Origin of the sequence: Leclercia sp. J807 (assembly GCF_009734465.1) — a bacterium.
Lineage (GTDB): Bacteria > Pseudomonadota > Gammaproteobacteria > Enterobacterales > Enterobacteriaceae > Enterobacter.
Genome location: NZ_CP046446.1, coordinates 1,813,856 through 1,826,555, shown reverse-complemented (window position 1 = coordinate 1,826,555; position 12,700 = coordinate 1,813,856). Strand labels below are relative to the sequence as shown.

12 protein-coding genes are annotated in these 12,700 nt (G+C 56.0%); 10 read left to right on the top strand and 2 right to left on the bottom strand.

Annotated elements, in window-relative coordinates; genetic code table 11:
• The first annotated feature begins 11 nt into the window (after positions 1-11).
• From mnmA to GNG26_RS08515, 6 genes are all read left to right on the top strand, one after another.
• A complete protein-coding gene (gene mnmA, locus GNG26_RS08540; RefSeq protein WP_139157103.1) occupies positions 12-1,121 on the top strand; it encodes a tRNA 2-thiouridine(34) synthase MnmA in 1,110 nt (369 codons plus the stop codon).
• 27 nt (positions 1,122-1,148) lie between these two features.
• Positions 1,149-1,778: a high frequency lysogenization protein HflD gene (gene hflD / locus GNG26_RS08535; protein ID WP_156238410.1), complete on the top strand. Its 630-nt coding sequence runs from the start codon at positions 1,149-1,151 to the stop codon at positions 1,776-1,778.
• Between the two features lie 19 nt (positions 1,779-1,797).
• Positions 1,798-3,168, top strand: a complete 1,371-nt coding sequence (purB, locus tag GNG26_RS08530) for an adenylosuccinate lyase (RefSeq protein WP_103179175.1) — start codon at positions 1,798-1,800, stop codon at positions 3,166-3,168.
• A 124-nt stretch (positions 3,169-3,292) separates the two neighbouring features.
• Complete coding sequence (gene phoP / locus GNG26_RS08525) at positions 3,293-3,964, top strand: two-component system response regulator PhoP (RefSeq protein WP_039028964.1); 672 nt, start codon at positions 3,293-3,295, stop codon at positions 3,962-3,964.
• Complete coding sequence (gene phoQ / locus GNG26_RS08520) at positions 3,965-5,428, top strand: two-component system sensor histidine kinase PhoQ (RefSeq protein WP_156238409.1); 1,464 nt, start codon at positions 3,965-3,967, stop codon at positions 5,426-5,428. It abuts the gene before it with no gap.
• Positions 5,429-5,517: 89 nt separating this feature from the next.
• Positions 5,518-6,639 carry a cupin domain-containing protein gene (locus GNG26_RS08515; RefSeq protein ID WP_103823743.1) on the top strand — a complete coding sequence of 374 codons (1,122 nt, stop codon included), beginning with the start codon at positions 5,518-5,520 and terminating at the stop codon, positions 6,637-6,639.
• Between the two features lie 139 nt (positions 6,640-6,778).
• On the opposite strand, the gene GNG26_RS08510 is transcribed toward GNG26_RS08515, so the two are convergent.
• A complete protein-coding gene (locus GNG26_RS08510) occupies positions 6,779-7,270 on the bottom strand; it encodes a transposase (RefSeq protein ID WP_156238408.1) in 492 nt (163 codons plus the stop codon).
• A gap of 111 nt (positions 7,271-7,381) precedes the next feature.
• The gene (gene pepT, locus GNG26_RS08505; protein ID WP_156238407.1) at positions 7,382-8,605 is read right to left on the bottom strand and encodes a peptidase T; all 1,224 of its coding nucleotides are present in this window, start codon (positions 8,603-8,605) and stop codon (positions 7,382-7,384) included.
• Between the two features lie 248 nt (positions 8,606-8,853).
• Here pepT and potA point away from each other — a divergent pair, with 248 nt between their 5' ends.
• From potA to potD, 4 genes are read left to right on the top strand one after another with little or no spacing between them, the layout of a single operon-like run.
• Positions 8,854-9,990 (top strand): spermidine/putrescine ABC transporter ATP-binding protein PotA, encoded by a 1,137-nt coding sequence (potA, locus tag GNG26_RS08500; RefSeq protein ID WP_114315327.1) that lies wholly within the window; start codon positions 8,854-8,856, stop codon positions 9,988-9,990.
• Positions 9,974-10,831, top strand: a complete 858-nt coding sequence (potB, locus tag GNG26_RS08495; protein ID WP_103823740.1) for a spermidine/putrescine ABC transporter permease PotB — start codon at positions 9,974-9,976, stop codon at positions 10,829-10,831. Before potA ends, potB begins: the two co-directional genes overlap by 17 nt.
• Positions 10,828-11,616: a spermidine/putrescine ABC transporter permease PotC gene (gene potC, locus GNG26_RS08490; RefSeq protein ID WP_103179124.1), complete on the top strand. Its 789-nt coding sequence runs from the start codon at positions 10,828-10,830 to the stop codon at positions 11,614-11,616. Before potB ends, potC begins: the two co-directional genes overlap by 4 nt.
• The gene (gene potD, locus GNG26_RS08485) at positions 11,616-12,662 is read left to right on the top strand and encodes a spermidine/putrescine ABC transporter substrate-binding protein PotD (protein WP_103179123.1); all 1,047 of its coding nucleotides are present in this window, start codon (positions 11,616-11,618) and stop codon (positions 12,660-12,662) included. Before potC ends, potD begins: the two co-directional genes overlap by 1 nt.
• Positions 12,663-12,700 lie beyond the last annotated feature (38 nt).

Genomic DNA, 12,700 nt, shown 5'->3' with positions numbered 1-12,700 from the left:
TGAGTATTCCAATGTCTGAAAGCCAAAAAAAAGTGATCGTCGGCATGTCCGGCGGCGTCGATTCTTCCGTCTCTGCCTGGCTGTTGCTGCAACAGGGCTATAAGGTTGAAGGCCTGTTCATGAAGAACTGGGAAGAGGACGATGGCGAGGAATACTGCACGGCCGCCGCGGATCTGGCTGATGCCCAGGCGGTATGCGACAAGCTCGGCATTGAACTGCACACCGTCAATTTTGCCGCAGAATACTGGGATAACGTGTTCGAGCATTTCCTGGCTGAATACAAAGCCGGCCGCACGCCAAACCCGGATATTCTGTGCAACAAAGAGATCAAATTTAAAGCCTTCCTCGAGTTCGCCGCTGAAGATCTGGGTGCTGACTACATCGCCACCGGCCACTACGTGCGCCGCGCAGATGTCGACGGCAAAAGCCAGCTGCTGCGCGGGCTCGACGGTAACAAAGATCAGAGCTACTTCCTCTATACCCTCGGCCACGAACAGATTGCCCAGAGCCTGTTCCCGGTGGGTGAGCTGGAAAAACCAGAAGTGCGTAAAATCGCCGAAGAGCTGGATCTGATTACCGCGAAGAAAAAAGACTCAACCGGTATCTGCTTTATTGGCGAGCGCAAATTCCGTGAGTTCCTTGGCCGCTATCTCCCTGCCCAGCCGGGTAAGATCGTGAGCGTAGATGGCGATACCATCGGCGAGCATCAGGGGTTGATGTATCACACCCTGGGCCAGCGTAAGGGCCTCGGTATCGGCGGTATCAAAGAGGGTAGCGAAGATCCGTGGTACGTTGTCGATAAAGATGTCGAAAACAATATTCTGATTGTGGCCCAGGGTCATGACCATCCGCGTCTGATGTCCGTCGGGTTGATTGCCCAACAGCTGCACTGGGTCGACCGCGAGCCGCTGAAAGGCACGCTGCGCTGCACGGTGAAAACCCGCTACCGTCAGACCGATATCCCCTGCACCGTGACTGCGCTTGATGACGAACGCATTGAAGTGCGTTTCGACGAGCCGGTCGCCGCCGTGACCCCGGGTCAGTCTGCTGTCTTCTACAGCGGTGAAATCTGCCTTGGCGGCGGTATCATCGAACAACGCCTGCCGCTGACCGCGGTTTAATGCGATAACACACAGAAAGGAGCAAGTGTGGCGAAGAATTATTATGACATCACCCTGGCGCTGGCGGGAATTTGCCAGTCTGCCCGTCTGGTGCAACAGCTGGCGCATCAGGGTCACTGCGACGCTGACGCGCTGCACGTTTCGCTCAACAGCGTCGTGGATCTGAACCCCAGTTCAACCCTCGGCGTGTTTGGTGGTAGCGAAGCGAATCTTCGTCTCGGTCTGGAAACCTTGCTCGGCGTGTTAAATGCCAGCAACCGTCAGGGGCTTAACACCGAACTGACGCGTTATACCCTCAGCATGATGGTGCTGGAGCGTAAGCTGAATGCCGCCAAAGGGGCGATGGATACCCTCGGTGAGCGCATTACCGGCCTGCAGCGCCAGCTGGAACATTTCGAGCTGCAGTCCGATACCTTACTCAGCGCCATGGCGGGCATCTATGTGGATGTTATCAGCCCACTGGGGCCGCGTATCCAGGTGACCGGCTCCCCTGCCGTATTGCAAAGCCCACAGGTGCAGGCCAAAGTACGCGCCTCCCTGCTCGCCGGTATTCGTGCCGCGGTACTGTGGCAACAGGTCGGCGGTGGCCGCCTGCAGCTAATGTTTTCTCGTAATCGCCTGACTACTCAGGCAAAACAAATTCTTGCTCATTGTTAACCTCCCGGAGTTGCGAATTATGGAATTATCCTCACTGACCGCCGTTTCCCCTGTCGATGGACGCTACGGCGATAAAGTCAGCGCGCTGCGCGGGATCTTCAGCGAATATGGTCTGCTGAAATTCCGCGTACAGGTTGAAGTACGCTGGCTGCAAAAGCTGGCCGCGCAGGCAGCAATCAAGGAAGTTCCTGCTTTTGACAGCCAGGCAAACGATTACCTCGATAAAATCGTCGCAGAGTTTAATGAAGAAGATGCCGCGCGCATTAAGACTATTGAGCGCACCACCAACCACGACGTGAAGGCGGTTGAATATTTCCTGAAAGAGAAAGTGGCAAGCGTCCCGGCCCTGCACGCGGTATCAGAATTTATTCACTTCGCCTGTACCTCAGAAGATATCAACAACCTCTCCCACGCGCTGATGCTCTCTACCGCGCGTGAAGAAGTGGTGCTGCCATACTGGCGCAAAATCATCGATGCGGTGAAAGCCCTGGCAGTAGAGTATCGCGATATCCCCCTGCTCTCCCGTACCCACGGCCAGCCTGCAACCCCGTCCACCATCGGCAAAGAGATGGCGAACGTCGCCTACCGTATGGAGCGTCAGTACCGCCAGCTTGAGCAGGTGGAGATCCTCGGTAAAATCAACGGCGCCGTGGGTAACTATAACGCTCACATCGCAGCCTACCCGGAAGTGGACTGGCACCAGTTCAGCGAAGAGTTCGTTACCTCTCTGGGGATCCAGTGGAACCCGTACACCACCCAGATTGAGCCGCACGACTACATTGCCGAGCTGTTTGACTGCATCGCGCGCTTCAACACCATTCTGATCGACTTCGACCGCGACATCTGGGGTTACATCGCCCTGAACCACTTCAAGCAGAAGACCATCGCCGGTGAAATCGGTTCATCCACCATGCCGCACAAGGTCAACCCAATCGACTTCGAAAACTCCGAAGGCAACTTGGGTCTGGCAAACGCGCTGCTGCAGCACATGGCCAGCAAACTGCCGGTTTCCCGCTGGCAGCGCGACCTGACCGACTCCACCGTGCTGCGTAACCTGGGCGTGGGCATCGGCTACGCGCTGATTGCGTATCAGTCTACCCTGAAGGGTGTGAGCAAGCTGGAAGTGAACCGCGAGCGTCTGCTCGACGAACTGGATCACAACTGGGAAGTGCTGGCGGAGCCAATCCAGACCGTAATGCGTCGCTATGGTATCGAGAAGCCGTACGAAAAACTGAAAGAGCTGACCCGCGGCAAGCGCGTCGATGCCGAAGGCATGAAGCAGTTTATCGACGGTCTGGCCCTGCCAGAAGAGGAGAAAACCCGTCTGAAAGCGATGACTCCGGCAAACTACATCGGTCGCGCCATTGCGATGGTTGATGAGCTGAAATAACGCTTTTTACCCTCTTTCCGCCCGGAAAGAGGGTTCCTTTCCCCCGGTTTACGAAATGTTTATCCCCGCCGCAACATAATCAGCGTTAAACTACTCTGACCATTCATATTAGGGAGAAGCGATGATGCGCGTACTGGTTGTTGAGGATAATGCGTTGCTACGTCATCACCTGAAAGTTCAGCTTCAGGAGATGGGGCATCAGGTGGATGATGCTGAAGATGCCAAAGAAGCCGATTACTATCTCAATGAACATCTGCCCGATATCGCCATCGTTGACCTGGGTCTGCCTGATGAAGATGGTCTGTCGCTGATCCGCCGCTGGCGCAGCCACGATGTCTCTTTGCCGGTACTGGTTTTAACCGCCCGCGAAGGCTGGCAGGATAAGGTTGAAGTGCTCAGCGCCGGTGCCGATGACTACGTCACCAAACCTTTCCATATTGAAGAAGTTGCCGCCCGCATGCAGGCGTTGATGCGCCGCAACAGCGGTCTGGCCTCGCAGGTGATCTCCATTCCGCCGTTTCAGGTCGATCTCTCCCGTCGCGAACTGGCGATAAATGACGAGGTGATTAAGCTGACGGCTTTTGAGTACACCATTATGGAGACGCTGATCCGTAACAGCGGCAAGGTGGTGAGCAAAGATTCCCTGATGCTCCAGCTCTACCCTGACGCGGAGCTGCGCGAAAGCCACACCATCGATGTTCTGATGGGGCGTCTGCGTAAGAAAATTCAGGCGCAGTACCCGGAGGATGTCATCACCACCGTGCGCGGGCAGGGTTATCTTTTCGAATTACGCTAAATGAAAAATCTCCTGCGTCACTTTCTGCCGCTGTCGCTGCGGTTTCGATTCCTGCTGGCGACAGCAGTAGTGGTGCTGGTGCTCTCCCTGGCCTACGGTATGGTCGCGCTGGTGGGCTACAGCGTCAGTTTCGACAAAACCACCTTCCGCCTGCTGCGCGGCGAAAGCAATCTCTTCTATACCCTCGCCAGATGGGAAGACAATAAAATCAGCATCGATATGCCGGAGCATCTGGATCGCCAGAGCCCGACCATGTCGCTGATTTATGATGAAAAAGGCAGGCTGCTGTGGGCCCAGCGCGACGTGCCGTGGCTGATTAAAAGTATCCGCCCGGAGTGGTTAAGAGCCAACGGCTTTCATGAGCTGGAAGCCAATGTTGATGCCACCAGCGTGCTGGTCGGTAACGATCGGAACATGCAGCGGGAGCTGGCCGAGATCCGCGAGGATGACGACGACAGCGAGCTGACCCACTCGGTGGCGGTAAATATTTACCCCGCGACCCTCCAGATGCCCCAGTTGACCATTGTGGTCATCGACACCATTCCGGTTGAGCTTAAACGTTCCTATATGGTGTGGAACTGGTTCGTCTACGTGCTCGCCGCCAACCTGCTGCTGGTGATCCCCCTGCTCTGGCTGGCCGCCTGGTGGAGCCTGCGCCCTATCGAGTCGCTGGCGAAAGAGGTGCGCGAGCTGGAAGAACATCACCGTGAAAAACTCGACCCGAACACCACCCGGGAACTCACCAGCCTGGTGCGCAATCTTAACCGGCTGCTGAAAAGCGAGCGCGAACGTTACGATAAGTACCGCACCACCCTCACCGATCTCACCCACAGCCTGAAAACCCCGCTGGCGGTCATGCAGAGCACGATGCGATCCCTGCGCAGCGCGAAGCTGAGCGCCGAAGAAGCAGAACCCGTGATGCTGGAGCAGATCAGCCGTATCTCCCAGCAGATTGGTTACTACCTGCACCGGGCCAGCATGCGCACCGGCAGCACCCTGCTGAGCCGGGAGCTGCACCCCGTCGCCCCGCTGCTCGACAGTCTGACTTCTGCGCTGAACAAAGTTTACCAGCGCAAGGGGGTGAACATCACCCTCGATATCTCCCCGGAAATCAGCTTCGTCGGCGAAAAAAATGACTTTATGGAAGTGATGGGCAACCTGCTGGATAACGCCTGTAAATATTGCCTGGAGTTTGTTGAAGTCTCCGCCCGTCAGGGAGAGGACCAGCTGCATATTATCGTTGAGGATGATGGCCCCGGGATCCCTCAGGGCAAACGTGACCAGGTCTTCGATCGCGGCCAGCGCGCCGACACCTTGCGCCCCGGTCAGGGGGTCGGCCTTTCGGTCGCCCGGGATATTGTGGAGCAGTATGGCGGCAGAATCGAAACCAGCGACAGTCTGCTGGGCGGTGCCCGAATGGAGGCAATTTTTGGTCGTCAGCATCTGACAAGCGACGATAGTTAAACCCCAGGGTGAAAAAAGCGTGATTCTCACACGCAGGCTGCCGAGCTTCCGTTATAATCCGAGTCATTAAAAGCCTGCGGAATATAAATATGGATTATCAATTAGCTCTTAACTGGCCCGACTTTATCGAACGTTACTGGCAAAAACGTCCGGTTGTCCTGAAACGCGGCATCGCCAACTTCGTCGATCCGATCTCTCCCGATGAGCTGGCTGGCCTGGCCATGGAGAGCGAAGTCGACAGTCGTCTCGTCAGCCATCAGGACGGTAAATGGCAGGTGAGCCACGGCCCGTTTGAAAGCTACGACCACCTGGGCGAGAGCAACTGGTCGTTACTGGTGCAGGCAGTTAACCACTGGCACCAGCCCGCCGCAGCCCTGATGCTGCCATTCCGCGCCCTGCCCGACTGGCGGATGGACGATCTGATGATCTCCTTCTCCGTACCCGGGGGCGGCGTTGGCCCGCATTTGGATCAGTACGATGTGTTTATCATCCAGGGTACCGGCCGCCGCCGCTGGCGCGTGGGTGAAAAGGTGCCGATGAAACAGCACTGTCCGCACCCCGACCTGCTGCAGGTCGATCCGTTTGTCGGCATCATCGACGAAGAGCTGGAGCCGGGCGATATTCTCTATATTCCACCGGGCTTCCCGCACGAGGGCTACTCCCTTGAGAACTCGATGAACTATTCAGTCGGTTTCCGTGCCCCAAGCGGTCGCGAGATGATCAGCGGGTTTGCCGACTATGTTCTGCAGCGTGAACTGGGCAGCCACCGCTTCAGCGATCCGGCGGTCCCTTCCCGCGAACATCCGGCCGATATTCTGCCGCAGGAGCTGGATCAGCTGCGCGGAATGATGCTGGAGATGATCAACCAGCCGGAACATTTCAATCAGTGGTTCGGGGAGTTTATCAGCCAATCCCGTCACGAGCTGGACGTCTCCCTGCCGGAGCCGCCGTATCAGCCGGATGAAATCTATGATGCGCTTCAGCAGGGCGACAAGCTGGCGCGTCTGGGTGGATTGCGGGTGTTACGTATTGGCGAAGCGGTGTATGTCAATGGCGAGCAGCTGGATTCCCCGCACCGTCCGGCGCTGGAGGCCCTTGCCAGCCATATGGTGCTGACTGCCGATCATTTCGGCGATGCGCTGGACGATCCGTCGTTCCTCGCGATGATGGCCGCGCTGGTGAACAGCGGGTACTGGTTCTTCGAGGACTGAGTCGTTTGTGGGTTGCCGGGCGGCACTGCGTTTGCCCGGCCTACAACGTCGTCTGTGACAACGCCCGGTGGCGCTTCGCTTACCAGGCCTACAAAACCCTATCGTAGGCCGGGTAAGGCGTAGCCGCCACCCGGCTTTTTTATCGCCGCTCTCCGGTGTCAAAATCCTCTATCTCCCCAGCCCAATCCTCCGGGTATATCCCTTCCCGTACATCACGATGAAAGGTGGAATAGGGCCACGCTTTCACGCGCGTCACATAGCCATGTTTCAGCGGGTTGATATGGATGTAATCCGTATGTCGCCGCAGGTCGTTATCATCCCGGATGGTATGTTCCCAGAAGCGTGGCTGCCAGATGCCTGACATCCCCAGCACGCGGGTGAAGGTCTTTTTGATGTCTCTCCAGCGGCCGGAGTAATCCGTGTCATTTTCGGGTAACGTCCAGATACAGTGCATATGTTCCGGCAGGATCACCCAGGCATTAATCAGAAAAGGTTTGCGGCGTTTAACACATTGCGTTGACGCACGAAGCGTATCGATATGACGCGTCAGCAGATCGCTGCGCCGGTTTTGCAGGTTAACGGTGAAAAACCAGGTTCCGCCTGGCACATAATGTCGACGGTAGTTTGACATATGAGGTTCCCTCCTCATGTGTGGAAATGCCGGGCGGCACGTTGTTTGCCCGGCCTACGCGTTTACCGTAGGCCGGGTAAGGCGTAGCCGCCACCCGGCGTCAAACGGCGACTATTGTTTTGCGGTGAGCTCCGCAATCCGCACAATCACCTGCACCGCTTTTTCCATCCCCTCGAGGGTCACGAACTCATGCTTGCCGTGGTAGTTATAGCCCCCGGTGAACAGATTCGGGCACGGCAGCCCCATAAAGGAGAGTTGTGCGCCATCGGTGCCGCCGCGGATCGGCTTAAGCTGCGGCTCGACGTCGCAGTCGCGCATCGCCTGCTGTGCCACCTCAAGGATGTAAGGATGCTCGATCACCTTTTCATGCATATTGTAATAGCTGTCTTCGATGACCAGCTCAATGTAGCAGTCCGGGTGGAGTCCTTTGCCCACCTTTTTCGCGATATCCATCATCTTGCGTTTGCGCGCTTCAAACCCTTCGCGGTTGAAATCACGGATGATGTAGTGCATATCCGCGCGGTCCACCGTCCCTTTGATGCTGGTGAGGTGGTAGAAGCCCTCATAGCCTTCGGTTTGTTCCGGGCTTTCATCTGCCGGGACTTCGGCATGAATGCGCGCCGCCAGCGATAGCGCGTTCACCATCACCCCTTTCGCGGTGCCTGGGTGGACGTTGTTGCCGACGATACGGATATTCACCGACGCCGCATTGAAGTTCTCGAACTCCAGCTCCCCCACGCCACCGCCGTCAACGGTGTAGGCCCAGCGGGCATCGAACGCCTCAACGTCAAAATGCTTCGCCCCTTTGCCCACCTCTTCATCGGGGGTAAAGGCCACGCGGATATCGCCGTGCGGCACGTTGTTGTTCTTCAGCACCGCCAGCGCGGTCATGATCTCGGCAACGCCCGCTTTGTCATCAGCCCCCAGCAGCGTTTTGCCGTCGGTGGTGATCAGGGTCTGGCCGAGCAACTGATGTAATACCGGGAACATCACCGGCGACAGCACTTCGTCACCGACGCCAAGGGCGATATCACCGCCCCGATAATTCTCAACAATCTGCGGATTGACGTTTTTACCGCTAAAATCCGGTGAGGTATCGACATGGGAAATAAAGCCAATGGCAGGAATATCACCGCTCACATTCGCAGGTAGCGTGCCCATTACCGTCCCTTTTTCACTTAAGGTCACGTTAACGAGCCCCAACTCCTCCAGCTGGTTTTTTAACAGCTGCAACAGCTTCCACTGCCCTTCGGTGCTTGGCACCTGGCGGACACCCGGCTTAGATTGGGTATCCAGCGATACGTACTGTAAAAAACGCTCAAGTAATTTATCCATGCAGTCACCCTCACTTTTCGTGACAACATTATCAGTAAGCAGCAAAACCCAAATATTGCGTCAGGTCACTTTTATCCCGTAAACGAGAATATTTCCGTTTCTCTCGTCGTTTGCTAATAAATGTAGCTTATCAATGGGTAACAAGGATTGGCGATTGCAGCGCTTTCCCGTAGAATGTCCGCCCTCATTACGTTTCACCAAGGTGGTTAACCACAAACCCCGCTGCGATAAGCATTTGCAGCGTCGATATGGGACTGAATCAAAAATTGAATACACAACCAGCTTCACTGTCACCGTTGGTGCAACTGGCCGGAATTCGTAAAAGCTTTGACGGAAAAACCGTCATTTCCGACCTCGATTTAACGATCAACAACGGCGAATTTCTTACACTACTTGGCCCTTCAGGCTGTGGTAAAACGACAGTGCTTCGCCTTATCGCCGGGCTGGAAAACGTCGATCGCGGTCACATCCATCTGGACAGTCAGGACATTACCCAGGTCCCTGCTGAACACCGCCACGTCAATACCGTCTTTCAAAGTTACGCGCTTTTCCCGCACATGACGGTTTTTGAAAACGTCGCCTTTGGTCTGCGGATGCAAAAAACGCCCGCCAGCGAAATCACCCCGCGCGTCACCGAGGCTCTGCGTATGGTCCAGCTTGAAGCCTTCGCTCAGCGTAAACCGCACCAGCTTTCAGGTGGACAGCAACAGCGTGTCGCCATCGCCCGCGCTGTGGTTAATAAACCGCGCCTGCTGCTGCTGGATGAGTCCCTTTCCGCGCTGGACTACAAGCTGCGCAAGCAGATGCAGAACGAATTAAAGGCGCTGCAGCGTAAGCTCGGGATCACCTTTGTCTTTGTCACCCACGATCAGGAAGAGGCATTGACCATGTCCGATCGCATCGTGGTGATGCGCGACGGCAAAATCGAGCAGGACGGCACGCCGCGCGAGATCTACGAAGAGCCGAAAAACCTGTTTGTCGCCAGCTTTATTGGCGAAATCAACATCTTCAGTGCTACCGTTATTGAACGACTCGACGACCAGCGGGTGCTGGCTAACGTCGAGGGCCGCGCCTGCAATATCTTCGTCAATTTTGCCGTTGAGCCGGGACAGCAGCTGAACGTTCTGCTGCGTCCGGAAGATCTGCGCGTTGATGAGATCCACGACGAAACCGAAGTCGAAGGGCTAATCGGCTATATCCGCGAGCGCAACTACAAAGGCATGACGCTTGAGTCAGTCGTTGAGCTGGAAAACGGCAAGATGGTGATGGTCAGCGAATTCTTTAACGAAGACGATCCTGATTTCGACCACTCGCTCAATCAAAAAATGGTCATTAACTGGGTGGAAAGCTGGGAGGTTGTGCTGGCTGATGAAGAACACAAGTAAATTCCAGAATGTGGTGATCGCCACTATCGTCGGTTGGCTTGTGTTATTTGTCTTTTTACCCAACCTGATGATTATCGCCACCAGCTTCCTGACCCGTGACGACGCCCATTTTGTCTCGCTGGTCTTTACGCTGGAAAATTACGCGCGCCTGCTGGACCCGCTCTATTTCCAGGTCCTGCTCCATTCGCTCAATATGGCGCTGATAGCCACCGTTGCCTGCCTGGTGCTGGGGTATCCCTTTGCCTGGTTCCTGGCGAAGCTGCCGACGAAAGTGCGACCGCTGCTGCTGTTCCTGCTGATTGTGCCCTTCTGGACCAACTCGCTGATCCGCATCTACGGCCTGAAGATCTTTCTCAGCACCAAAGGCTACCTGAACGAGTTTCTGCTGTGGCTGGGCATCATTGATACCCCGATCCGCATCATGTTCACTCCCGGCGCGGTGATTGTGGGGCTGGTCTACATCCTGCTGCCGTTTATGGTGATGCCGCTCTACTCCAGCATTGAGAAGCTGGATAAGCCCCTGCTGGAGGCGGCAAGGGATCTGGGCGCCAGCAAAATCCAGACCTTTATCCGCATTATCATCCCCCTGACCATGCCGGGGATCATTGCCGGCTGCCTGCTGGTGATGCTGCCAGCGATGGGGCTGTTCTACGTCTCTGACCTGATGGGCGGGGCTAAAAACCTGCTGATCGGTAATGTCATCAAGAGCCAGTTCCTCAATATCCGCGACTGGCCGTTCGGTTCGGCCACCAGTATCACCCTGACCCTGGTGATGGGCCTGATGCTGCTGGTCTACTGGCGCGCGTCGCGGCTGCTTAACAGTAAAGGGGAACTTGAATGATCGGTCGACTGCTCCGCGGCGGTTTTATGACTGCGATTTATGCGTACCTCTACATTCCGATCATTATCCTGATCGTGAACTCCTTTAACAGCTCGCGCTTTGGCATTAACTGGCAAGGTTTTACCACCCAGTGGTACAGCCTGCTGGTAAATAACGACAGCCTGCTGCAGGCGGCGCAGCACTCCCTGACGATGGCGATCTTCTCGGCCACCCTCGCCACCCTCATTGGCTCCCTGACGGCGGTGGCGCTCTATCGCTACCGTTTTCGCGGTAAGCCTTTCGTCAGCGGCATGCTGTTTGTGGTGATGATGTCTCCGGACATCGTAATGGCTATCTCGCTGCTGGTGCTCTTTATGCTGCTGGGGGTGCAACTGGGCTTCTGGTCCCTGCTCTTCTCGCACATCACCTTCTGCCTGCCGTTTGTGGTGGTGACGGTTTACTCCCGTCTGAAAGGCTTTGACGTGCGGATGCTGGAGGCGGCGAAAGATCTGGGTGCCAGCGAGATGACCATCCTGCGCAAAATTATCCTGCCGCTGGCGATGCCTGCCGTGGCCGCGGGATGGCTGCTCAGCTTTACCCTGTCGATGGATGACGTGGTGGTTTCGTCATTCGTCACCGGGCCGAGCTATGAAATTCTGCCGTTGAAGATCTATTCAATGGTGAAAGTCGGCGTCTCACCGGAGGTGAACGCGCTGGCGACCATACTGTTGATGTTATCGCTGGTTCTGGTGATCGCCAGCCAGCTTATTGCTCGTGATAAAACAAAATCTCAGGGGACGTATTAATGAAAAAATGGTCACGCCACCTGCTCGCGGCAGGCGCTCTCGCAATGGGTATTAGCGCTGCGCACGCGGACGACAGTAAAACGCTCTATTTTTATAACTGGACCGAGTATGTGCCGCCAGGCCTGCTGGAGCAGTTCACTAAAGAGACCGGCATCAAGGTGATCTATTCGACATACGAGTCGAATGAAACCATGTATGCCAAGCTCAAAACCTATAAAGATGGCGCCTACGACCTGGTGGTCCCGTCGACCTATTTCGTCGACAAGATGCGCAAAGAGGGCATGATCCAGAAGATCGACAAATCGAAGCTAACCAATTTTTCAAACCTCGATCCGGAGATGCTCAACAAGCCGTTTGACCCGAATAACGATTACTCCATTCCGTACATCTGGGGCGCAACGGCAATCGGGATCAACAGCGAAGCGATGGATCCTAAATCGGTGACGAGCTGGGCCGACCTGTGGAAACCGGACTATAAAGGCGAATTGCTGCTGACCGACGACGCCCGCGAAGTGTTCCAGATTGCGCTGCGTAAGCTGGGCTACTCCGGCAACACCACCGATCCGAAAGAGATTGAAGCGGCTTACCATGAGCTGCAAAAACTGATGCCTAACGTGGCCGCCTTCAACTCCGATAACCCGGCGAACCCGTATATGGAAGGGGAAGTCAACGTGGGAATGGTGTGGAATGGGTCGGCATACGTCGCGCGTCAGGCCGGTACGCCGCTGGAAGTGGTGTGGCCTGCAGAGGGCGGGATCTTCTGGATGGATAGCCTGGCTATCCCGGCCAATGCTAAAAACGTGGACGGTGCCCTGAAGCTGATTAATTTCCTGCTGCGCCCGGATGTGGCAAAACAGGTGGCAGAGACCATCGGCTACCCGACGCCAAACCTCGCCGCCCGCAAGCTGCTGAGCCCGACCGTTGCAAATGACAAGTCGCTCTACCCGGATGCGCAGACCATCAGTAAAGGCGAGTGGCAGAACGATGTGGGCGACGCGAGCCGCCTGTATGAAGAGTATTACCAGAAGTTGAAGGCGGGTCGTTAATGTAATAATACGCCGGGTTTCGACCCGGCATCACTCAA